At 42.1% G+C, this 24,857-nt stretch carries 18 protein-coding genes; 8 read left to right on the top strand and 10 right to left on the bottom strand.

The annotated features are described in order from the left end of the window. Nucleotides 1-429: 429 nt before the first annotated feature. Complete coding sequence (locus ACR63T_RS04300; protein ID WP_472784877.1) at nucleotides 430-2,370, bottom strand: ATP-binding cassette domain-containing protein; 1,941 nt, start codon at nucleotides 2,368-2,370, stop codon at nucleotides 430-432. Nucleotides 2,371-2,632: 262 nt separating this feature from the next. Between ACR63T_RS04300 and ACR63T_RS04305 the strand changes: the two genes are divergently transcribed. From ACR63T_RS04305 to ACR63T_RS04315, 3 genes are all read left to right on the top strand, one after another. After that, complete coding sequence (locus tag ACR63T_RS04305) at nucleotides 2,633-2,905, top strand: SlyX family protein (RefSeq protein WP_472784878.1); 273 nt, start codon at nucleotides 2,633-2,635, stop codon at nucleotides 2,903-2,905. 268 nt (nucleotides 2,906-3,173) lie between these two features. Continuing rightward, nucleotides 3,174-4,415: an OmpP1/FadL family transporter gene (locus ACR63T_RS04310; protein WP_472785230.1), complete on the top strand. Its 1,242-nt coding sequence runs from the start codon at nucleotides 3,174-3,176 to the stop codon at nucleotides 4,413-4,415. Nucleotides 4,416-4,739: 324 nt separating this feature from the next. Continuing rightward, on the top strand, nucleotides 4,740-6,185 hold the full coding sequence (locus ACR63T_RS04315; protein ID WP_305899849.1) for an outer membrane protein transport protein: 1,446 nt from the start codon (nucleotides 4,740-4,742) through the stop codon (nucleotides 6,183-6,185). 457 nt (nucleotides 6,186-6,642) lie between these two features. Here ACR63T_RS04315 and putP read toward each other — a convergent pair whose 3' ends face one another. Both putP and ACR63T_RS04325 read right to left on the bottom strand, forming a co-directional pair. Beyond that, nucleotides 6,643-8,142 (bottom strand): sodium/proline symporter PutP, encoded by a 1,500-nt coding sequence (putP, locus tag ACR63T_RS04320; RefSeq protein ID WP_472784879.1) that lies wholly within the window; start codon nucleotides 8,140-8,142, stop codon nucleotides 6,643-6,645. A 551-nt stretch (nucleotides 8,143-8,693) separates the two neighbouring features. Next, nucleotides 8,694-9,566, bottom strand: coding sequence for a LysR family transcriptional regulator (locus ACR63T_RS04325; RefSeq protein WP_472784880.1), 873 nt, complete (start codon nucleotides 9,564-9,566; stop codon nucleotides 8,694-8,696). A 344-nt stretch (nucleotides 9,567-9,910) separates the two neighbouring features. On the opposite strand from ACR63T_RS04325, the gene leuC reads away from it, so the two are divergent. The 5 genes from leuC (at nucleotide 9,911) to ACR63T_RS04350 (ending at nucleotide 15,648) form a co-directional block, all read left to right on the top strand. Continuing rightward, nucleotides 9,911-11,329, top strand: coding sequence for a 3-isopropylmalate dehydratase large subunit (gene leuC / locus ACR63T_RS04330; protein WP_472784881.1), 1,419 nt, complete (start codon nucleotides 9,911-9,913; stop codon nucleotides 11,327-11,329). A 95-nt stretch (nucleotides 11,330-11,424) separates the two neighbouring features. Beyond that, nucleotides 11,425-12,087 carry a 3-isopropylmalate dehydratase small subunit gene (leuD, locus tag ACR63T_RS04335; RefSeq protein WP_201572610.1) on the top strand — a complete coding sequence of 221 codons (663 nt, stop codon included), beginning with the start codon at nucleotides 11,425-11,427 and terminating at the stop codon, nucleotides 12,085-12,087. A 114-nt stretch (nucleotides 12,088-12,201) separates the two neighbouring features. After that, a complete protein-coding gene (locus ACR63T_RS04340; protein ID WP_472784882.1) occupies nucleotides 12,202-12,990 on the top strand; it encodes a hypothetical protein in 789 nt (262 codons plus the stop codon). A gap of 62 nt (nucleotides 12,991-13,052) precedes the next feature. Beyond that, nucleotides 13,053-14,156 (top strand): 3-isopropylmalate dehydrogenase, encoded by a 1,104-nt coding sequence (leuB, locus tag ACR63T_RS04345; protein ID WP_472784883.1) that lies wholly within the window; start codon nucleotides 13,053-13,055, stop codon nucleotides 14,154-14,156. A 397-nt stretch (nucleotides 14,157-14,553) separates the two neighbouring features. Then, nucleotides 14,554-15,648, top strand: coding sequence for a L,D-transpeptidase family protein (locus ACR63T_RS04350; protein WP_472784884.1), 1,095 nt, complete (start codon nucleotides 14,554-14,556; stop codon nucleotides 15,646-15,648). A 256-nt stretch (nucleotides 15,649-15,904) separates the two neighbouring features. On the opposite strand, the gene infA is transcribed toward ACR63T_RS04350, so the two are convergent. The 7 genes from infA to dinB form a co-directional block, all read right to left on the bottom strand. Further along, nucleotides 15,905-16,129, bottom strand: coding sequence for a translation initiation factor IF-1 (gene infA / locus ACR63T_RS04355; RefSeq protein ID WP_007395612.1), 225 nt, complete (start codon nucleotides 16,127-16,129; stop codon nucleotides 15,905-15,907). A gap of 142 nt (nucleotides 16,130-16,271) precedes the next feature. After that, nucleotides 16,272-17,117: a tRNA pseudouridine(38-40) synthase TruA gene (gene truA, locus ACR63T_RS04360; protein ID WP_371747908.1), complete on the bottom strand. Its 846-nt coding sequence runs from the start codon at nucleotides 17,115-17,117 to the stop codon at nucleotides 16,272-16,274. A 47-nt stretch (nucleotides 17,118-17,164) separates the two neighbouring features. Continuing rightward, on the bottom strand, nucleotides 17,165-18,277 hold the full coding sequence (locus ACR63T_RS04365; RefSeq protein WP_472784885.1) for an asparaginase: 1,113 nt from the start codon (nucleotides 18,275-18,277) through the stop codon (nucleotides 17,165-17,167). A gap of 99 nt (nucleotides 18,278-18,376) precedes the next feature. Next, nucleotides 18,377-20,068: a FimV/HubP family polar landmark protein gene (locus ACR63T_RS04370; protein ID WP_472784886.1), complete on the bottom strand. Its 1,692-nt coding sequence runs from the start codon at nucleotides 20,066-20,068 to the stop codon at nucleotides 18,377-18,379. Between the two features lie 120 nt (nucleotides 20,069-20,188). Beyond that, nucleotides 20,189-22,195: a type IV pilus assembly protein FimV gene (locus ACR63T_RS04375; protein WP_472784887.1), complete on the bottom strand. Its 2,007-nt coding sequence runs from the start codon at nucleotides 22,193-22,195 to the stop codon at nucleotides 20,189-20,191. A gap of 190 nt (nucleotides 22,196-22,385) precedes the next feature. Next, nucleotides 22,386-23,609: a tRNA preQ1(34) S-adenosylmethionine ribosyltransferase-isomerase QueA gene (gene queA, locus ACR63T_RS04380; RefSeq protein ID WP_472784888.1), complete on the bottom strand. Its 1,224-nt coding sequence runs from the start codon at nucleotides 23,607-23,609 to the stop codon at nucleotides 22,386-22,388. A gap of 134 nt (nucleotides 23,610-23,743) precedes the next feature. After that, the gene (gene dinB, locus ACR63T_RS04385) at nucleotides 23,744-24,853 is read right to left on the bottom strand and encodes a DNA polymerase IV (RefSeq protein ID WP_472784889.1); all 1,110 of its coding nucleotides are present in this window, start codon (nucleotides 24,851-24,853) and stop codon (nucleotides 23,744-23,746) included. Nucleotides 24,854-24,857: the final 4 nt, after the last annotated feature.

Below are 24,857 nucleotides of genomic sequence, written 5' to 3' on the forward strand. Positions count from 1 at the left end.
ATAAAATAAATTATTGTGTTAAAAATAAAGCAGTCTTAATGGACTACATTAAGCTGTTGAATATTACAAAAGCGCTTTTCTACCTTTTATAAGTTTTTGGCAGGCTAATGTAGTCGATTAAAATAAAGCTAATCACCTTATAAGTTATAAGGATATTTAGTAACAGCGAATGATACTAGAAATGACGACAATGTTCACTAACTTTCCATATAATTGCGTAAGCTTGACGCATAAAAAGTTACCGAAGCTTATCTTTATTTCATCATTTTTGCTATAACCATAATAGTGGCAAACTCTCGAAGTTTAAACGCTGCAAATGGAAGATGTTGTCCAATTAACATCCATTTAAACTAAAAGTTTGCAATGCTAACGACCAATAGTTGCGACATCGTAGTCGCAATAACAGACCCTAATTATGATTGCAACCATTTAGCTCTCAAGCGTTTCCCAACGTTCAAGCTTACCCATCATTTCATCTTCGATAACCTGCAAACGTTCACTAGCTACTGTTGCTGCATCAAAGTCATTTATAAACCATGAGCCGTCAGCTAATTGCTCTTGTAGTTGAGATTGTTCCGCTTCCAAATCAGCGATCTCTTTAGGTAAGTTATCAAGCTCACGCTGATCATTGAAATTGAGCTTTTTGCTAGCTTTGTCTGGTTTAGCTGCTATAGCTGTTTTGTTTGTAGGCTTGGCTTTGCTCGCATCGCTATTAGCTTTAGCGGCTTTGGTTGCTTGCATACGGTTTTTTTGTATCAAATATTCTTGATAGCCGCCAACATATTCATCGACCACACCTTTACCGTCTGCATCTTTATCAAAGACCCAAGTGGAGGTGACCACATTATCCATAAAAGAGCGATCATGGCTAATCAATATAATAGTACCGTTGAAGCTGGCGACAGACTCTTCTAATAGCTCAAGAGTCGCCATATCCAAGTCATTGGTTGGCTCATCGAGGATTAATATATTAGCAGGCTTGAGTAGTTGCTTGGCGAGCAACACTCGGTTACGCTCACCACCTGATAAAGCCTTGACAGGGGTACGCGCGCGCTCTGGGGCAAACAGGAAGTCCTGTAAATAGCTCATAATATGAGTTCTACGGCCACCAACGTCTACAAAGTCTGAGCCTTCTGAGACGTTTTGTGCCACGCTTGCCTCAAGATCTAGCTGATCGCGCAACTGATCAAAAAAGGCAATCTTCAAGTTAGTTCCCAGCTCTACTTTACCGCTTTGGGTCACTTCATCATCAGACATATCAAGCAGGGCTTTAATTAAAGTGGTTTTACCTGCACCGTTTGGCCCGATGATACCAATTTTATCGCCGCGCATAATAGTGGTGCTAAAGTTATCAACCAATACATTACCGTCATATTCAAGATGCAAGTCTTTGACTTTACAGACCAGCTTACCGCTTTTTTCACCAGTATCCATGGTGATATTGACATTGCCGACTTGCTCACGACGTCCGCCACGCTCTTCACGTAATGCTTTTAGTTCACGCACGCGTCCCTCATTACGGGTACGGCGGGCTTTGATACCTTGACGAATCCAGACTTCTTCTTGCGCTAATTTTTTATCAAAGTTGGCATTGTTTTTCTCTTCAGCCAATAGCTGTAGCTCTTTGAGCTCCTGATAACGTGCGTAACCTTTTGCGCCTTGGGTCACATCATAGCTGGTCAATAGACCACGATCTAACTCAACGATACGCGTCGCTAATTTATTAACAAAGGCTCTATCATGGGTGACAAATAGTAAAGTCAAACCTTGCCATTCTAATAAAAAGCGCTCAAGCCATTCAATACTATCAACATCTAAATGGTTAGTCGGCTCATCGAGCAGTAATACATCAGGCTTCGTCACCAGTGATCTTGCCAGTAACACCCGACGCTTACGTCCGCCTGATAGTGACGATAAGTCGTCGTTAGGATCTAAGCCCATGGTAGTAATTAATCGGGTTGCTTCACGTTCCAAATCCCAACCGTGCACCGCATCAATATCGTGTTGCAAAGTCGCCATGCGCTCACAAGCATCCATATCGCCATCAGCACATAGATCCGTCTGCTCATTGTACTTAATCAGCAAATCCGCGGTACGGCGACTACCACCCATAACGATATCTAATATGCGACCACTAGTTTCAGGGACGTCTTGCTCAAGCATAGCGACGCTCACACTGCTACTAGTGATAACCTCACCGCTATCTGGCTGAATATCGTCATTGATAAGCTTAAATAAAGTGGATTTGCCTTCACCATTACGACCGATTAAACACACACGCTCACCCGCGTCAATGCTAAAATCAATGCCGTCAAGAACAGGAGCCACGCCAAAAGCGAGATGAATATCTTTTAAATGTATCAGTGCCATAAATTGTCTTATGCTTGTGTTGAGTAAAAAGTTATTGAGTAAAAATTTTTGGTCAAAATAGAGTAGATAGTGATAGCCGTTTTAGCAAAATAATAGCTATCGCTAAAGCGCTCGCATTATAACATGACCTCAGGTGACTTTGACGTAATGCCAAAAACTTTATCCTTATCACTATTTTTATTACTACAAAGCAGGATAATAAAAACTCTCATCCCATGGGTTCTATCATCATATAAGTATTATAACCATTATCGAGAACACTATGAATAAAGCAATCGTGCCGCCTACAACCGATACCAAGCTGCAAAACCAGCCCCAAGCCGAACTCAGTGAGCAAATGATTGAGCTACAAATGAGTATGGCCCATCTTGAGATGACCGTAGAGCGACTGGATAACGTTATTACCCAGCAGGACAAACATATTCGAGATCTACAACGACAGCTGCAACTGGTCTATAAACAAATTGAGGGTCAAGGTGCTGATGAAGGTATTGCGCCGTTTGATGTCATGGCTGATAGACCACCGCACTATTAATTGCAGAGTAGATAACAGCAGAGTAGGCAATAGCACAGTCAGTAATAGAATAAATGACTGTGCTATTAGTCATTATCTATTTATTAGATAAATATATCTCTCATGACTGATTGGTCATAACATGGAAATAGCGCACTTTTGTAGTTGTCTTACGCTCTAAAAGCCATTAACATCCTTCGGTTATAATGCTGCTCTGTTACCACATGTTGGAGTAGGGTGCTGATCAAGGTGTTAAAGAATTATTTTGGGGGTTACATTGAAAACTATTATACAGAACGCTTTTCCGATGAAAAATCTTGTTATGGCTATCGCCGCCTTTTCTATCGCTAGCACGGCTGGCGCTGCGGGTCTTGATCGTTCAGGTCAAGATATCACTGCCTTTTTACAAGATGGCTTGTATGCCGAGGCCAGCTATACTTATCTAGATGCTGACGTGACAGGTAACGACGCCTCAGGTAATAATATCGATGATATCGCTGAGTCTTATGACTTTTTTCGTTATGGGGTAAAAGCGGATATCAATGACATCTTTAGTGTAGGCGTGCTATATGACGAGCCGTTTGGCGCAGCAGCCGACTATCAAGGCGATAGTAATTTTGTCGATAAAAATCCTGCTTCACCTAGAAATGGCGAAGGTACTAATGTTGAAGTTCGTACTGAAAGCCTCACTGGTATCCTTGGCGCAAAACTTGGTGCCAATAAAAACTTCCAAATATATGGTGGCCCAGTCGCCCAACGTGTCCAAGCAGATGTCAAGTTGCGCGGTACAGCTTATGAAGCAGCTAACGGTTATACGACTCATATCAGTACCGATCAAGACTATGGCTGGCTAGCTGGCATAGCGTATAGCAAGCCTGAAATAGCACTACAAGCCGCATTGACTTATCGTTCTGAGATTGAGCATACCTCGAATGCTGCTGAAATTTATCCCTTGGCAACGGTAGTAGGTGGCTCTATACCACCAGTAGCTGGTGGACCGTTTGCATTTCCAACAAACAGAAGTGGTGATATTGAGATAACAACGCCTAAATCTGTAAACTTTGATTTTCAAACGGGTATCAACCCAACGACTTTAGCTACTGCAAAAGTACGCTGGGTGCCATGGAGTGACTTTGCCATTGTACCGTCATTATATAATGAGGTGAGTACTGCTAATCCTGCCTATCGTCCTGATGGTTTGCCGTTAGTAAGCTATGATAAAGATCAATGGTTAGTGGAATTAGGTCTTGCTAAGCGTCTGACGCCAGCATTAGCAGTAACCGGTAATATTGGCTGGGATAGCGGCGCTGGCGATCCAGTAACCTCATTGGGCCCTATTGACGGCTACTATAGCGTAGGTCTTGGCGCTAAATACAACGTCACTGAGAATTGGGCCGTATCTGCTGGCGGTAAGTATTTGTGGTTTGGTGATGCAGAGGGTCAGATACCTTCAAAAACCATCGTTGGAGAGTTTGAGGATAATGATGGCTATGCACTCGGCCTAAAGCTATCTTATCAAGCCAAGCAATAACTTATAGACTGAGCAATAAGCTCAACATTTATTGATACAGTTGATTTATATGCGGCTGCGGTTATTACAATGGTTATTAATCTAAAAGGCGATCCCAAGGGGTCGCTTTTTTATATCTATAAAAAATCGTTATTTAAGCGATAGATTCTTAACATCTTTATAAATAGTATTTGTACTGTGTAGTCATATTAGAGAAATAAAGTACTTTAATTGTTGTTTTAGTGTCAGAAAGCCATTACTATTCAATTCAGGACGCCGTTTTTATATTTAGTAACAACTTAATTATACTAACGGCAAAACAATGCGGATGTTTGGAGAGATACAATGCGCCCTACCTTTCACTTAAAAACCCTTGCGGTAGCAGTTGCTGCTTTTTCTGTCGCTAGTGCGGCTAGTGCAGCCGGCCTTGATCGTTCAGGTCAAGATGTTACAGCTTTTTTCCAAGATGGCCTATATGCTGAAACGGTATATACGTATATTGATGCCGACGTCAGTGGCAAAGACAGTGCTAACGTGATTCCTACTAGCAATACTTATGTTGAAGGCGGTAATACTGGTGATATTGCTGAAGATTATGACTTTTTTCGTTATGGCGTAAAAGCAGATATCAATGATACCTTTAGTATTGGTATTTTATATGATGAGCCATTTGGTGCTGCTGCTGAATATACTGAAGGCAATTTTGTAGCTCAAACTGGCGACAATCGTGATGCTACTATTGCAGCTATTTCTGGAGGTGCTATTGGTCCAGGTGGACCATTTGGAGCAGCAGCTAGTGACTTTGCATCGGCGCAAACCACAGTAAATAATCTCCAACTAGCATCAACCACTCGTCCTTTGACCCCTACGGAACTGTTTACTTTACAAACTTTAGCTCCAGCAGTCGGTATTGTAAATGGTGAGTTTGGTACAGCTGGTGAAAATACTAACGTTGAAGTACGTAGTGAAAACTTAACCGCACTATTAGGTATGAAGTTTGGCGCTAATAAAAACTTCCAGATATATGGTGGTCCAGTCGCCCAGCGTATTCAAGCTGAAGTGGCACTTCGCGGACTAGCCTATGGTCCAGCTAGTGGTTATACCTCAAACAGTAATCCTGATATGGATTATGGCTATATAGCCGGTATTGCTTATAGTAAGCCTGAGATCGCCTTAAAAGCAGCTTTGACGTATCGCTCAGAGATTGATCATGATGTAACGATATCTGAAACTTATCCGCTAGCAGGCACATTGGCAGGCAATCCAGCTGCGGCCACTCAAGTTAATGAATATCAAATCACTACTCCAAAATCAATTAACTTTGATTTTCAAACGGGTCTGAATCCAACCACGTTAGCAACAGCTAAAGTGCGTTGGGTACCTTGGAGTGACTTCTCTATCGTGCCACCATTATATAATGGCGTTAGTAAACGCAGTTTTGGTCCTGACGGCTTAGCTTTAGTCGATTATGATGACGACCAGTATCAAGTAGAAGTCGGTATTGCCAAGCGTTTAGCGCCAGCGCTTGCAGTTAGTGGTACAGTAGGTTGGGATAGTGGTGCTGGTGATCCAACCACTTCGTTAGGTCCTATCGAGGGCTATTACAGCGTCGGTCTTGGTGCTAAGTATAATGTAACTGAGAACTGGGCAGTATCCGCTGGTGGCAAATACTTATGGTTCGGTGATGCACAAGGCCGATTACCATCAGGTAAAATCGTTGCTGACTTTGAAGATAACGACGGCTTTATCTTAGGGGCGAAGATCTCTTATCAAGCTAAGCAAGGCTTCTAAGCTTTAAGTCTGTGGTAGAAACCATTTGAAAATAAAAAAGCGATCCTAAGGGGTCGCTTTTTTATGGCTGTTATTTATCTACATCATTCAAAACCTAAGCATATCCAGCGCATTAGCTTTACTACCTATAGTTTTTATCATTGCACATCATACAACTTATCACTGAAATAGAACTTATGTTTTTGAAAGGTAAAGTAGATAAGTAACAACATAAGCAAAAGCGCTGGGCTAAAAGCCTCAGCCGACAGTAATTTGCCTATTTAAGATTGACTGCTTACAAGAGGTCATACCTTTGCAAAGTGGTTAGCTGGAGGTAGGCAATATATCAGGCACTATTAGAACATCCTATATTTCTATCAATAGAAGCTGTTTACACTATTAAAACTGCCAATAAAAAACCTCGCTACTAGAGTAGTAACGAGGTTTGTAGTTATGACTTATGATAAGTACATACGACTTATTTGTTTAGATTAAGCTCCATCTCTTTGAAGGTAGCTACGACAGTAGGCTTTGGACCACCTGTTGCAGTACTGACGACAAAGATTGCGATGGTGCTGAGTATAAAGCCTGGAACAATAGCATATAACCATGAGTTAAGCGCCATGCCATTCATCTCGAATGGACCGTATATCCATAGAATAACCGTCAATGCACCGACGACCATACCAGCAACAGCGCCATTACGGTTCATACCGCGCCATATCAAGCTAAAGATAACTAATGGACCGAATGCGGCACCGAAGCCCGCCCAAGCATTAGACACTAAGGTCAATACTGAGCTATCTGGATCAGAAGCTAACATAATAGAAACTATCGCGACCAATATCACAGAGAGACGACCAACCATTACCTGGCGAGATTCTGATGCTTCTCTATCCAAGAATAGCTTATAGACATCTTTAGTCAATGAGCTTGATACTACTAATAGCTGTGATGAAATCGTACTCATAATAGCCGCTAAAATAGCCGCTAATAAGAAACCTGATACTAGTGGCGTGAATAAGAACTGCGTGAATACTAAGAAAATAGTCTCAGGATCATCCAAAGTCATCGCCGTTTTTTGCACATAAGCGCGACCGGCAAAACCAGTAGACAAAGCACCGATCAAACTAACAATCATCCAGCTCATACCGATATTACGTGCTGTCGGTACATCCTTCACAGAACGAATCGCCATAAAGCGAACGATAATATGCGGCTGACCGAAGTAACCCAGTCCCCATGCCATCAGTGAAACAATACCTAGGAAAGACATACCTGTAAAGATATTGAGCATGCTTGGATCAATGTTTCTAACCGACTCAGTAACTACACCAACGCCACCAAGATCAGTAAAGGCAACGATAGGCACGATGACCAAGGCAAATAGCATAATAACGCCCTGCACAAAGTCAGTCATTGAGACCGCTAAGAAGCCACCAAATAAGGTATAAGCAACCACCACACCTGCAGTGACCCATAGGCCAGTACTGTAAGGAAGGTTGAGCGAGCTTTCAAACAACTTACCACCGCCAACTAAGCTGGCTGCAGTATATACGGTAAAGAACAAAATAATGACTATCGCTGAAAAGACACGTAACATGTGTGACTTATCTTCAAAGCGATTTGCAAAATAATCTGGCAAGGTAATCGCATTGCCCGCAACCTCAGTATAGACTCGCAAACGAGGTGCAACAATAATATAGTTTAAGAACGCACCTAGAGTAAGACCTAGAGCGATCCAAATACTGACGACACCGTCAGAATACATATAACCTGGCAGACCAAGTAATAACCAACCGGACATATCTGATGCACCGGCGGAAAGAGCGGTTACTGCTGGACCCAAACTACGACCACCCAGCATGTAACCTTCAGTATCGTTGGCTTGCTTAAAGTAAGCATAGACGCCAATCCCAATCATCACTAGAAAATAGGCGGCAAGCGATATCAGTACGCCACTCGAAACTCCGTTCATAAAACTTTCCTTAGCCAACTGCGTGGCTTTAATATTGAGTAGATACATGGAATATTCATGTATCTACTCAATATTGAGATTTTTAAAAACAAAAAAAGCCATTAAGTCAGACGAAATGGCTTTTTACTTATCACTTAAGTACTTACTAATAGTTTTGTACGATTGAAAGTACTGTAAATATCTATCAAACGTCGTCATTGGGCTACCTCTCCCTGATGAGCATTTATACATGAGAACCATTGGAGCAAACCGTTATTACAGCTACGTATCAAAACCAATAAAAATGTTAGAATGTATTATTGCAGCTGTTGTGTTATTAGACAACGATACTATTTATTGCAAATATAGTATAAATTATTGCAAATATAGTATAAACAAAATCTAATTAGTAAGACTAAAAGACAGTTTATACAGGTTTTATTACCAAGCTGCAATAAGGTGTTACATAAACAATAAACTCAATGCTGGTAAAAGTCAATATTATGAATAATTTTACCAACTATTGTTTATCAATAATTTTTAATTAGTGACCACAAATCGTCACGTTTTTGCTAATCTATCGGTGACAACAGATCTAATAAAGCCAGCACACTGCTCGAAGGCGTTAGTTTTGGATTGATGACCACCCCTAGATAGCGCTGCAGTTCGACATTATTAGCCATATCGATACGTTCAAGGTCTTGGCTAATGAGCGTTTGCGGCAGCACAGACCATCCCAATCCTACTGATACTAGCATACGGATAGATTCGAGCGGATTGGTACTCATAGTGGCATAGGGTTTTAGATTGTGTTTAGCAAATTCGGCAAGCGTTATTTGACTGGTAAAAGTGTTGGCCGAAGGCAAAATAGCAGGGTAGCGCGCCAATTGCTCCAAAGTGACATTGGTTTTTTTGGCAAGTGGTGATAGGGTGCCTGTCATAAAAAACAGCGGATCCGACCAAAGGGTACGATAGGTCAAACGTTTATCGTATACTGGTGGTAGGGTCATAAATGCCAGTGATAAGTCACCGTCCAATACTGCTTTATGAGCCTCCTCTGAATCGACAAAGTGCACATCTAACTGCACCGCTGGGTAACTTTGGATAAAGTGTTTTAGCACAGGTGCTAAATGATGTAGGCCGATATGATGGCTGGTACCGATCACCAATTTACCTGAAACGATATGTTCTGCATGCTGAAGGTTTATTTTAAAATTCTCATAGTCCTCCAGCCAGCGCTTGGCATGAGGTAGCATCTCGCTTGCTGCTTGAGTCGGCACAATACCTCGACCTACGGTATCAAATAGGGTGATTTTGAACTCATCTTCCAAGTTTTTGATACGTTTGCTGACAGCGGGTTGAGTGATAAACAGCTTTTCTGCTGCACCTGAGATACTGCCTATCTGCATGACAGTTACGAAAGTTATCAAGTTAGTAGTATTCAATCTAAGATCCTTAGCTATAAAAGTAAGCTATAAATAAAAGTTATGATATCTTATAATAATATTATAGAAATAAAAGTTTGTGAATAGATAAAAATCATCAATTATTATTATAGGATTAGACTGTTATAATCACAAGACATCAAAGTTGTTTTTGACATTTTTATAATAAAACTTAGAATATTGACCTATTTGCGGTTTTAGATTATAGCAAGGCAACATCTTCTTCATGTTTTATAGTGATCAGTATGAAAAAGCTAAAGTACTTCATTAGCAATTATTCTATTCAGTACCTATTTATTAGTCATCAGTAATTAAGCAGTTAGCAACCTATAAAGGATAGTAATATGGCAGCTCAAACCTTATATGACAAACTTTGGCAAGCTCATGAAGTAAGCACGCGTGATGATGGATCAAGCTTAATTTATATTGACCGTCATCTGTTGCATGAAGTCACAACTCCGCAAGCGTTTGAAGGCTTAGAGCTAGCTAATCGCCAGCCATGGCGTTTGTCTGCTAATATTGCCAGCCCCGATCATAATGTACCGACAGTGGCTAAAGAGCGCTTGCAAGGGGTATCTGGCATCAAAGATGAAGTGTCACGCTTGCAGGTAGTTACTCTAGATGACAACTGCGCCAAGTTCAACATTGCCGAGTTTATGATTAACGATGCCCGTCAAGGTATCTTGCATGTGGTTGGCCCTGAGCAAGGTCTGGTATTGCCTGGTATGACCGTTGTCTGCGGGGATTCGCATACTGCCACTCATGGCGCATTAGGCTGCTTGGCGCACGGTATCGGCACCTCTGAGGTTGAGCATGTATTAGCCACTCAGTGCTTGATCGCCGTCAAGATGAAAAATATGCAAATTCGTGTCAATGGCGAGCTTGGCGCTGGCGTTACCTCAAAAGATGTGGTGTTGGCTATCATCGCTCACATAGGCACGGCTGGCGGCACAGGTCATGCGATTGAGTTTGCTGGCGAGGTTTTCGAGAATATGAGTATGGAGGGTCGCATGACCGTCTGTAATATGGCGATCGAAGCGGGCGCGCGGGTCGGTATGGTTGCTGTCGATGATACTACTATCGAATACTCTAAAGGTCGTCCTTATTCACCAACAGGCGCGCAGTGGGATCAAGCTGAGGCGTATTGGCGTACGCTTTACTCAGATGACGATGCAGTGTTCGATACTTTAGTTGAGATTGATGGTAGTAGCATTGCCCCGCAAGTGTCTTGGGGCACTTCACCTGAGATGGTGGTAGATATTACTCAGTCGATACCGACACCGGATCAAGCACTAGATGCCGCACAAGAGGAAGGCTGGTTACGGGCTTATACTTATATGGGTGTGCAAGGCGGACAAAAAATCACTGATATCCAGCTCGATCGAGTGTTTATCGGCTCTTGTACCAACTCACGCATCGAAGATTTGCGCGATGCCGCTGCGGTGATAAAAGGTCGCAAAGTGGCAAGCACGATCAAAGAGGCCATCGTCGTACCAGGATCAGGTCAAGTAAAAATACAGGCAGAAGCAGAAGGGCTAGATACACTGTTTACTGATGCAGGTTTTGAGTGGCGTGAGCCTGGCTGTTCAATGTGTCTAGCGATGAACGCCGATAAGCTTGAGCCAGGGGAGCAATGCGCCTCGACTTCTAATCGCAACTTTGAGGGGCGTCAAGGTAGTGGCGGGCGTACGCATCTGGTCAGTCCTGCAATGGCGGCAGCGGCGGCGTTGGCAGGTCATTTTGTCGATGTGCGGACTTTCTGATCTGTTGTTGATCCGTAAATTTAGCTAAATATGCTTTTTATAAACGGTTAGCTATGTATTAAGAATGACATTAATCCTTAGAATAGAGAAAATTTATGCAAGCTTATAATATACAACAAGGCATCGTCTGCCCAATGGATCGCGCAAACGTCGATACCGATCAGATCATTGCAAAGCAGTTTTTAAAATCGATTAAACGTACAGGATTTGGTGTCAATTTATTTGATGACTGGCGCTATCTAGATGAAGGCGTGCCTTCTTTGAGTGGCGGCCAAGACAATAGTAATCGCCCATTAAACCCTGACTTTATTTTGAACCAGCCGCGTTACCAAGGGGCAAATATTTTGCTGGCTCGTCGTAACTTTGGTTGTGGCTCAAGCCGTGAGCATGCGCCTTGGGCTTTATCAGAATATGGCTTTCGTACAATAATTGCACCGAGCTTTGCTGATATTTTTTATAATAACTGCTTTAAAAACGGTATGCTCCCTATCGTCCTTGACGAAGCCATCGTTGATAAACTCATGCAAGCCACCTTTGCCATTGAGGGCTATGAGCTCATCGCTGATTTAGAGCGTCAAGTGGTGATAGCGCCTACGGGTGAAGAGTATGCATTCGAAGTCGACGCTTTTCGCAAACATTGCTTGCTAAATGGTCTTGATGATATCGGCTTAACATTGCAGCAAAGCGATGCTATTAAAGTCTATGAAGCCAAAATGTTACAAAAGACGCCATGGATATTCAATGAGGTACACGCCTAAATATCAACTATCGTCTATAAACACCATACTTATCGGACTGCTAATATCAAAGAATACAAATAAAGGTATGCAATTGTTATCGTAGCGTTGAGTTATGTTAACAATGTAGCTAGAATGAAAAGCAATCTTTTATTGATAGAGGCAGTCACTACTATTATGAATGCAAAATACGATACTTTGTTTGGCTGTGCTGTATTCAACAGGACGGCAGTAGTTTCTAGCTTATTATCTGTGTTGGCACTATCTGTATTGACATTGTCAGGTTGTCAAACGTTGTCAGGCTATAACAAGATAGAAAATGCCAATGAAGCCGAGGTATGGGCAGGGCAAATAATTCCCCTTGATAACGAGGTTAATATTGCCTGTGCAGGGACTTACCATTGCGAAATTATCAAAATCGATAATACAGCAATAATCTCTGAAGACACTCATAAGCCTGTTAATCCTGCTCTTTTAGTGCCTATAGCTAATACTTTTGGCTTGCCATATAACCAGCTTAATCAAGCTCAAAAAGCGCAAGTACAAGCTCAGACCATACTGCTAACAGATAATAATTCAGTAAAACTGATAGCGCTATCTGCATCTGGCATACCAGGCTTGATGAATTACTATGCGAGTGTAAAACCAATTAAGCGTGAAGTACATGTCAACTATTATCCTGAAAATAATATGGATTATGTTGAGCGCTTTGCCTTGATTGACGAATTTAAAGAGCAGGGTATCTATCTATTACAAGCCTATCGCCAAAAACCTACTAAAGATGATGGCAGCCTATTAGATAATGCCTCAGCGACGCCCTTATGTATTGATTTGCTAAAAGATCGAGTATTGCAGCGTCGTTTTTGTAAGCAGCTAGACAGTGCTAATCAAGGCGAGTTTGTAGAGATGAGCATTAAAAGTTAATCATAGCGCTTGACTGATTTACCAGTTATCACTTATTGAATCATTTATTCACAAGGAATTATATGGCAACGATCTTAACACTAGCAGGCGATGGTATCGGTCCTGAGATTATGACCCAAGCGATTGACGTCTTAGAAGCCGTTAATAAAAAATTCAATCTAGAGTTGACGCTTGAATCAGGATTGATAGGCGGCGTTGCTTTTGATGCTACTGGTGAGCCATTACCAGAGGAGACACTCACTCGTGCGCGGGTAGCTGACGCAGTATTGTTAGGTGCTGTTGGTGGTCCTAAATGGGACAGTATAGAGCGTAGCAAGCGACCTGAGCGTGGCCTACTTAAGATCCGTAGCGAGCTGGGACTATTTGCTAACTTACGTGTGGCAAAGCTCTATCCGCAGTTAGCGAACGCTTCTAGTATTAAGCCTGAGATCATCAAAGGTTTGGATTTATTAATCGTGCGTGAGCTGACAGGCGGTATTTATTTTGGGGAGCCGCGCGGTATTCGCACGTTAGAGAATGGCGAGCAGCAAGGCTATAATACGATGGTCTATAGCACCAGTGAGATTCAGCGTATTGGTAAAGTCGCTTTTGAGCTGGCACAAACTCGTGCAAAAGCAGCAGGAACACCCGCAAAGGTATGTTCAGTGGATAAAGCTAATGTGCTAGAAGTGACTGAGCTATGGAAGCAGACGATGACAGCTATGCAAGAGGCGGACTATAGCGATGTGGCGTTATCACATATCTATGCGGACAACGCTTGTATGCAGCTCATTCGTGACCCTAAGCAATTCGATGTCATGGTGACGGGGAATATGTTCGGTGATATTTTATCTGATGAAGCCGCGATGCTTACAGGTTCTATCGGTATGTTGCCATCAGCCAGCTTAGACAAAGATGGCAAAGGCATGTACGAGCCTTGCCACGGTTCAGCGCCTGATATTGCAGGGCAAGATAAAGCCAATCCATTAGCCACTATTCTATCGGTGGCGATGATGCTGCGCTACACCTTTAAGCAAGAGCAAGCAGCACAGGCTATTGAACAAGCCGTCAGTGATGTGTTAGATGATGGCCTACGCACGGTAGATATCTTGGATAGCAGTGAGTCAGGCTTGACGCAAGTTGGCTGCACACAAATGGGTCAGGCCGTGTTGGCTAAATTAGTTTAGGCGGCTAGCCGTTTAGTCTAAAACTATAATAGTCAGTTCGAAATGAAATCGATACGCTAATATTAACGTGCAACTGGTATTAATTTTCCTTGCGTGCTGTGTCTACGCTGACAGAGGCTGCGCAAAATTAATCCCAGCTGCACTGCATCGGTTTTAAAGTGATTCAACTATAGTCTAAAGTCATATTATTTTAAACCTATAAATAGCGATGCTGTTTATAGGTTTTTTTATGCATCATTCATGTACTTGAACCATGGTTTTTAACACAGATACCCTATGGATGAGCGGTTATTAACACAACACTGTTATATGCTCACACAGCCCTATGGCATGATTGATAAGCTAATAAAATAGATAAAAATAATATATATCATCAAACTTGCTTGAGGAAAATAATATGTATGCATTAACTAAGATTAGCAGTGCTGTAGCTGCAATAAGTCTGTCTACTTTGCTGTTTATGAGTCCTACTATGGCAGCGACTACAAATGCTAATAATAACGACAGTAGCCCAGTAACCAATGGGGTTAGTCAAGCGCTCAGCGGTAATAGCAAAACGGTGAAATCCTTAAATAACTTATTACCGACTATCAAATACACCACAGATGGATTATCCAAATCTGCCCAACAAGTTAATAACTCAGATTGGAAACCGAATGCGAAAATAGATCGCAGCTTTGGTACTAAACTGCAAGCGTTGTTAAATTGGCATCAAAATGGCGTCGGCGCAGTAGATGGCTATTGGGGTAAAAATACTCGTAAAGCCATGCAAGCGTTCCAAAAAAAGAATAACTTGCAAGTAACGGATAATTTAAATGATGAAACGTGGCAAGCACTGACCGCCAGTGAGCGACTAACTCGTCAGCCTGTATTAGTCAGCTATAAGCTCACTAGTGATGATGTAGACTTTAAGACGACGACTATCCGTGCTGGTGCAGAGGCAAAAGCTGAGCTGGATGGTATGTATTATGAGAGCATCACTGAGGGTTTAGCTGAGAAGTTCCATATCAATGAAAAGTACCTTAAATCTCTAAATCCCAATGCGAGCTTTAGCGCTGGCGAGACTATTACTGTCTATAACCCAGGTAATCCCAATACTAAACCTGTCAGCCGCGTAGTCGCTGATAAAACCACTCAGACATTATACGCCTATGATGATAAAGGTGATTTAGTTGCCAGTTATCCGACGACAGTAGGTAGTACTTCAACGCCTTCACCATCTGGCACGCATAGTGTAAAGGTAAAAGTACATGAGCCCAATTACACTTATAGTAGTGATGATGGCGACAAATCTATTATCCCGCCAGGTCCGAATAACCCAGTAGGTATTGTATGGATTGGCCTGAGCAAACCTTCATATGGTATTCACGGTTCACCTGATCCTTCTCGCATCAGTCGCCAAGCATCAGCTGGCTGTGTCCGTTTGACCAATTGGGATGCGCTGGCATTATTAGGTACGATCAATGATGATGCGACGGTTGAGTTTAAATAGCTGTGGCTGAGCGTAATTAGCCTTGATTAAGCTTGAACAGTCATTACCTTAAGACAAAAAAATACCGCTGATTATTAGCGGTATTTTTTATTTAGCAATTCAATGTTTTAACTGAAGATAAGCACATAAGCGGGTATTTGTTATTATTATCCTTTGGGTCATCCAGCTATAAATCAATGATTGCTGGCTGGGTTAGCTGGATAAAACGCTTACTAACAGCTTATTTTAGCTTATATATTCTAGTTTATATACAGTATTAAGTCTTACCACGATAAGTGATACGGCCTTTTGATAAATCATAAGGCGTCATCTCAACTTTGACTTTATCGCCTGTCAAAATACGAATGTAATGCTTACGCATTTTGCCTGAGATATGAGCAATGATTTCGTGTCCGTTTTCTAAGCGAACTTTAAATAAAGTATTAGGAAGGGTGTCAATAACTTCGCCTTCAAATTCAATAATGTCGTCTTTTTTAGCCATAATTTTATGTCAATCAATGAAAAATAAGCCCATATTATACGTAATTTGACGCCTTAAAGCAACAAAACTAAGGGTTTTTACTTGACAGTATGTAAGTGATATGTATGCTGATCGCGAGCTTAGACTTCACATATAGTAGACCTTAATCAGGTAAATTAAGCCAAATAGGCGTTAGGGGTGCATTTGGCAATAGCTGCTGAAAGTGCTCAGGATAATAGGCATTAATAAAATATAGTCCATCACCAGATGCGGTAGGCGGGGCAAGGGTGCGATCTTTTTTTGCTAGTATCTCTAAAAAGCTTGTGGCTGGCAGATCATGACGACCGATAGCATATAGAACCCCCATAAGGTTACGCACCATATGATGTAAAAACCCATCAGCTTGGATATCAAAAACGATAAATTGACCGTGTTGAAACAGCTTGGCGTGACTGACATTGCGTACAGGCTGATTGGACTGACAAGCAGCGGCACGATAGCTACTAAAGTCATGAGTACCTGCTATGTCAGCGGCGGCGGTTTGCATCGCTGCTAGATCAAGTGGCTCATAAATATGAGTGACCTGATGATTAAGAATAGCAGGGCGCTGCGGCTGGTTCAGAGTAATATAGCGATACCGTCTAGCAATCGCTTTAAAGCGTGCATGAAAGTCGCTTGGCATCGGCTGCACCCAGCGTACAGCAATATCATCAGGTAGTAAGCTGTTGACCCCACGTAACCAATTATGTGCAGGCCTATAAGCATGAGTGACAAAATGGGCAATCATGTTGCTGGCATGAACGCTGGCATCAGTACGACCTGCCGCTACTACTTCAACGAGCTCATTAGCGACCTTGCTAATCGCAGTCTCCAAGGCTTGCTGAACACCGAGTACCTCTTGTTGCCGCTGCCAGCCATGATAATGCGTACCCAAAAACTCAATAGCGATTGCTAGAGTATAAGTGGGTGTCTCTATAGTAGGGTCTTCAATGATCATAGGTTCGGACATAGTCATTATCTAGCTAAAGTTTAAATTTATTTAGAGCCTAGCTGAGTTTAACGTTTTTTGATAGTGGTGCTGGTTTGATTAATATCATAAGACCAGCGTTGCCTGCGCCTTGCAGGACTATCATAACGCAGTAGCAACCACAATAATCTGGCGTAAATAGCCGCGATGGTCAAGCGACCACCAGCAATGACATGATAGTCATATTGCCAGCTACCTGCAGCATAGCTATCGCTGACCCCGCCGAACGGGCATTGACTGGCGCAGATTACCATATGGCCTTGGCTATAAGCTGCTTGCAGGGCTTCGGCTAAATCGGGGGAATAAGGAACGTTACCTGCACCAAATCCTAATAATATAATGCCACAAGGCGGCGTATCTATTAAAGCTTGCATCTGTTTGGTAAGAATGGAGGTGTCATTGGGTAGACAATATAACGCATGAACAGCAGCTTTCGGAGCGCGATCTTCTATGTCTTTGGCTACTAAGCTTTGATCATCTAGCCAATGCTGACGACGGATATCGGCAAAGATTTTGATATAGCTATTGGCAGGATAGGCGGCTCGCGAGTGACCCGTAAAGGCCATAAAGTCGTGACTATGAATCTTTTGCACGGTTTGAGCAGGCCAAGACTCACCACCGAAGCTGATCTTAACGCCAGATACGCCAGCACTAGCCACGCGTAGAGACTCTGTCAGATTATCCCAAGCATCACTACTTTGATCGACTTGATAGCTTTGTAGCACCTCACTATCAAGTAATGGTCGCATGCTACCCGTCACTACAATACAGATATCCGACCCTGCAAATGCCTCTGATAAAAAAGCACCTAAGTAGCTTAATGTATCCGTACCTGTAATTAATATAAAGCGCCGAGACCCTTGTGCGTAAGCTTGTAATAATAGCTTATAAAAATGCACAAAATCAGCTGGCGTCAGCTGGCTACTGTCTTTGATCAAAGCGTTATCTAGCCACGATATGACTGGCAAATTGCTTGCTTGCGCTTGCTCACTTAGCAAAGTCTGCAGGGCAGGTAAGAACTCATCAGCTGCTAGAGGCGCTAGCGGACGACCATAACTACCGAAAGTGCCACCAGCATAAATCAGCTGCACAGGGGCGGAGTTTGTGCTTATATCAGGTGGTGCCATAATAGGTAATGCCATAAAAAGTATCGCTATAAAATAAAAAATCAGCAGCTTATGATCGAATCAAAAGGTGCTGATTATAAATCGAAGTTAGATCTTGTACAGTCTCTAAGCAGTTTATGCAGTACGAGCCAATAACATCTTGGCTTTTTGTTGTTGCTCACTATTACCTTGAGTAATAACTTCGGTGAGCAGGCGCTTAGCACTATCATATTCACCCAACTGCAAATAGTGATCTGCCAACTCTAAGGTGACTTGATAACTGTTTAACGTTTTTACATAATCAAAATCGCTAGTAAGTATGGCACCAAGCGTTACTGGAGCTAGATTATTAGTAAGGATGATTTTTTGCTTACTGACAGGGCTAGAAGAATCTGTCACGGCTTCAACATCCAGACCATTATTATCATCAAATACCAGATCATCGAACATCAAATCATCGTCGAGTAATTCGTTACCGACTGATTCTTCGTCGTTAATAGTTGGTGACAATGCTCCTAGAGCATCTATTGTGCTAGGCGTATCTATAGCGATGTCATCAGTAATTGGCTTATTGGTATCTGATTTATCACTAGCTGGTTTATCAGCAACAGTAAAATCAAAGGTTTGTTCATCATCTAAGCTTGAGTTATCTGAATCAATAATAGCAGTATCATCGCTAGATATGACATGACTTTCATTATCAATATCACTTATTGCATTATCTGAGACAGGTCCTGTAATACTATCAAAATTATTATCACTTTCTTCTAAGTCAAAACTAAATTCGTCTATACTGAGGTCGTCTATACCTTGCTCGTCTATACTGTGCTCAATAATCGGCTGGTCTTCGCCCAAAGCATCGCTTCTAAGTACTGTGGCATAATCTTCTAAATCCAAGGTGAAGTCGTCCGCTGAATCTAGCGCCTCAGAATCACTATTAGTGCTGACATCTATTGAATGCTCATCCGCTAGAAGATATTCTGTTTCCTCTTCAGTGATAGTTTCAAAATCAAGAGTAAAGTCGTCATCTATATTAGCGGCATTATTAGAGCTAGTAGATAAGTCTGCTCCATCTATATCAATGTTTGATAGATCATTATCTTTAAAAGTATTCGTATCTTCAGGCATATCGTTAGAAGTATCTGTCGCTTCTAAGTCATCTAAAGTTAGGTTAAAAGAATCATTACTGCTGTCACGGTGATCGATTTCAGTATCAGTATCAGTATCAGCGGGTTGGCTATCACCAAATGTTTGATCACTATCAAAATCTAGCGACATATCCTCATGCAAAAAAGAATCAGTAGCAGATTCTTCATTAGGAGAGTCAACAAACGAGGAGCTATCTAACGACATATCATCAGAAAGGGAATCCTCAAATGACGTGGTATGCCTATCACTTATAAGCTCTTTTAGTTGATCCGCCTGTTCAATGGTTTCTGGATCGCCTTGCGCTTGTAGAGTATGATAGACCCGATCAAAATCTTGATACTGATTGGATACAACGTAGACGTTTAATAGCTTTAATAATAAAGAGTCATCGTGAGGTTTTTCAATGAGACCACGCTTTAGGGTTTCAATAGCTTTATCATAGCGCTGTTGATCCATGAATCGCTCAGCAATCGTGACATTGTCAAACTTAGTAGCGATACTATCATTATTCAAAGTTTTTGTTTCAAGGCCAGATAAGCCTTTATATGATCTATCATTCTTAATTTTGCGGCTATCGCCTAAAAATGTAAGATTTCGCGCCTGTCTTCTGCGCATCACTAATACAGCTAGCAACAAGATGATAACCAATACTGCAAGGATATATAGCATATTATCCATAAATACTCCCACGCCTATGAGCGCTGATTTTAGCAAAATGGCTAAGTAATTGCTAATTGCATAATGAGTGATACACGCTATAAAAATAGTGCGTTGTTGTTTTTATTTTTATTGCAAAAATTAGACCGTTTTATTGGAGTTTGAACGTTGCTGTCTTTTATCCGCAATGGCAGCTTGCAAGCCTTGTTGAGAAGGAACCGTAGCATAATGAGAAAGATCTAGCTTAGCATCAACCTTGAGATGATTTGAATCTTTTTTGATAAATGCATTTAAATTTTGTGTCTTGATTTGATTCATAACCATCAAAACATCAAGGTTATTTTGTTCTGCAACTTGCTGCGAGATCACCCATAAATTATCATTTTTTTGTACAATATAGCTAGGCGTTGACAGGTTTTGAATAGCTAAAGGTGATGATAATCGGTTCTGAGTATGATCCTTAGTAGAGATCGTTTTTGCAGAAGATGCCTCATCAAAATTCAAGTTTATAGTCATTATCTTGCGACTAATTTGAGTATTGAGACTAGGGTATGAAGCTAAGCGACTAGCTGGTTGTCTTTGCTCGTTATCGATTTTGGCTACAGATGCAAGCTCAATGATACGGTCTGCGCTAACGTCAGAGCTACTGATAGTATCAGAGGTGTTATTAATAGCAATTAAAGGGACAACTGGATCTATATCTATTTGAGATCGAATAGTAGAGATAGTATTTATTCTACGCTCATTAATACTAATAGTATTATGAGGAACTCTAGACTGCACTAATATGTCAGTCTTTTGAGTTTTGGGGATAGCAAATAAAGGCGGAGGTGCTTGGCGACTGGCGACTAATATCTGTGGGCTGCTAGTGTTAGACTCTGCTAATGAAGGGCTCTTTTTTCTTGGTAGCTCAATAGGCTGGCTGGCATTAAAAACAGGTTCTATCGACTTAGGGCTTGCAAACAAGGGCGGTGGCGCTTGACGACTGGCGACTAATATCTGTGGGCTACTGGTCTTAGACTGTGCTAACGAAGGACTCTTTTTGACAGGTAGGTCAATAAGCTGACTGGTATCAAAGCTAGGCTCTACTGTTTTGGACTTTACGAATATAGGCTTGGGTATTGCAAGCAATGGCAGCGATACTTGATGACTATTCGCTATAATCTGCGAGCTACTGGCATTTGACTCTGCTAAAGAAGGACTCTTCTTCACCGACAGCTCAATAGGCTGACTGGTATTAGAGATAGGTTTCACTATCTTGGACGTTGCAAGTGCAGGCTTAGACTTTACAAACGCTGGCGGCGATATTTGACGACTATTCGCTATAATCTGCGGGCTGCTGGTATTCGACTCTGCTAACGAAGGGCTCTTTTTAACTGGCGGATCAATAGGTAGGCCAGCGTTATATACGGGCTCTGCTGGCTTAGGACTAGCAAACAAAGACGGGGGCGCTTTACGGCTGGCCACTAATATCTGCGGACTATCGGTGTTTTTGTCCGATAATAAAGCGCTGTTATTAACAGGTAGAGTAACCGTTTTATTAGCCTGTATGACAGGCTCTACAGATTTGACATTAGCCAGTATTGGCGGTGCACCGCGCTTTACTATTAGTGGGTTAGCAGTATGAGCGTTGACGATAAGGGTAGAGTGGTCAGGGTTTTTAGCAGTCGCTAAGATAGAGCTCGACTGCTTGATTGAAACGTTAGTAGCCAAAGGCATCAACAAGGTTTTGGGAATAACCTTACGTTGACCTTGATCACTTAGAGCTAATACCACATCAGTAAAGGGCATAGTAATGGGCTGAGTACTGGTGATAACGACAGTACCAGTGGTAGCAGAAGTGGGTACAAAGCTGACAGACATAGAGGGCTGAGGCGTTAGACCTAATTGCTGATAGATGATAGGACTTGCCAAACGGGCTGAAAAATCTGCTGAGCGAATACTCGTCACAGTGATACTGGCAGTCAAAGGCTGATGCTGTACAGAGGTTATCACTGTCTTACCCATAGTCGCAGCTTGAGCTGCAGGCAGAATCACAGCGGTACCAACAGAACAAAGCAGTCCAACCGATATGCCTTTATGCATAGCTGACAGACGCATAAAAGGTAGATGCATACTGGTTAGGTGATGAGGTAGATACCAAGACATGCGCAGCCCTTATATAGCTCAAGAATGGTTAGACATATTTATTAATAATAAGCTATTGCGACTACGATAACAATACAATTTTATTCGTATGCTTACATATAGTGATTTAGGTTATTATTTAAGCAATATAGTAATATGACCTCTTATTGTTTTAACCGTAAAATTATTTTGACTATGAAAATTCATATTTTTATCTGATAGCTATTTTATCCAATAACATCGCATCACCATAACTAAAAAAGCGGTATTTGTGCTCGATAGCGTGCTGATAGGCTTGCTCAATAGCTGATTTGCCAGAAAAAGCAGCTACTAACATCAGAAGAGTAGACTTTGGCAAATGAAAATTAGTCAGCAATCTGTCTATAACCTTAAACTCAAAACCTGGATAAATAAAGATATCGGTATCACCTGACCAGCTGGATAAAGGTTGATTGTCTTTGGCCGTATGCAAATAGGCGCTCTCAAGCACACGAGTAACGGTAGTGCCTATAGCGATAACTTGCTTGCCATTGGCATGAGTTTGGTTAATCAGCTCTGCGGTAGCTTGTGGCAGGTGCGCGTATTCACTATGCATCGTATGATTGAGTAAATTATCGGTTTTAACAGGGGCAAAAGTACCTGCGCCGACATGCAAAGTCACAAAAGCGGTATGAATACCTTTATCAGCTAACATTGCTAATACTTGCTCGTCAAAATGTAGGCTAGCAGTAGGTGCGGCGACGCTGGCAAGCTTCGCTGGATCGTGAAAGACAGTCTGATAACGAGTGTTGTCTGTCTCGTCAGCATGACGCTCAAAATAGGGCGGTATCGGCAGCTCGCCATATAGCTCTAAGTTAGGCAAAATAGGCGCATCAAAGGCTAAGATAAACAAGTTCTCTTGACGTCCTAGCATCACGCCGTGCATATTATTATCTGCTAAAGACAAGTGCTGACCTAGCTTTGGCGCTTTACTGGCTTTTACATGACATAGAGCGACATGCTCAAATCTTTCTATTATCTTATCGTCATTATTAAAAAGGCCACTATCGATAAGACTTTCAACATCCGCACTATCGACTAAGCGCTCAATCAATACCTCAACTTTGCCGCCTGTGTCTTTACTACCGAACAGTCGTGCTTTCATTACCTTAGTGTCGTTAAAGACGATTAGATCACCTGCATTCAATAGTGAGGCAAGTTCAGTAAAGGTATGATCTTCTATGTGTGCATTTTGATTATCATTAACGACAGTAGTCGCTGGCAAGTACAACAATTGAGACGCTGAGCGCTGGGCTAGGGGATAGCGGGCGATCAATTCATCTGGCAGCTCATAATCGTAATCAGCTACGCTTAGGTAGTCTAAAGGTACTGAATCGCTATTATCAGTAGAAAGGTTAGAATGGGTGTTAGAAATTACTAGGTTGGATGCAGTCATAAAGGTCAGTAAATATAAGGTTATTTTGGCGTAATTGTAGCAGAAAGCAGAAGTGAAAACTTATAGTAGATAGTGTTTTTATTAAAAAATAGCCTAAGTAGTTATAGATGATGGTTTATATAAGATAGCTTTAACTAATCAAATAAATTCAATTGTGGCAAGGTTTGAGCAGCTGGCGCAAGCGACGAGTAGGTCACACCAACTAGTCGAATAGGCAACTCGCGTGGAATATCAGCGAACAGTTTGTCCAGCCAATAGTGAGCGGATTCAGCGCTATCAAAGGCGGTTGATAAGGTGTGCGAGCGGGTAATCTGAGTAAAGTCTGCGTACTTAATTTTTAGCGTGATCGTATAGCCCGTTAGCTTCTTATTATGCATCTGCGTATAGGCATCCGCATTTTGCTCATATATTTGCGCTAGTAGCTCTGTATCACCCGTTAAATTATCATGAAAAGTGGTCTCAGAGCCGACGGACTTGTGTTGCCGCTCAGCCTTGACAGGACGTGTGTCACGGCCATGAGCGATATCATGATAAAACTGCCCGCGTTTACCAAACTCATTGACCAAAGTCGTAGCGGGCATACGCTTAAGATCTGCACCCGTACTGATACCCATGGCATGTAAACGCTTCGCTGTGGCTTTGCCAATACCATGAAAGCGCTCAATCGGTAGCGTGCTAATAAAAGCATCGGCATCGGCAGGGGTGATAATTGCTGTGCCATTGGGTTTATTGATATCAGAGGCAATCTTGGCGAGCATTTTATTAAAAGACACCCCAGCCGAAGCGGTCAACCCTGTATGCTCTAATATCTGCGCTCGTAACCAATTTGCCATCAAAGTCGCCGAGCCTTGATGCACTGTCAAGCCCGTCACATCGATATAAGCCTCGTCTAAAGATAGTGGCTCAACTAAAGGCGTCAGACTGTGCATGATTGCCCTAATATCTTGACTGACTGCACGATAAACCTCAAAACGTGGGCGTACAAAGAGCACCTCAGGACAGCGCTTACGAGCCTCATAGCAAGACATCGCTGAGCGCACACCAAATTTACGTACTTCATAACTCGCCGCTGCAACCACGCCACGACCTTTAGGATCACCACCAACCACTAATGGCTTACCACGCAGCTCAGGAAAGTCGCGTTGCTCAACACTGGCATAAAAAGCATCCATATCGAGATGAATGATCTTGCGCTGGGTTGGGGTTATTAAGTCGGCTTTATCTTGATTGGTTTTGGGGGTCATAGGA

It is taken from the genome of Psychrobacter sp. M17(2026) (assembly GCF_055699815.1).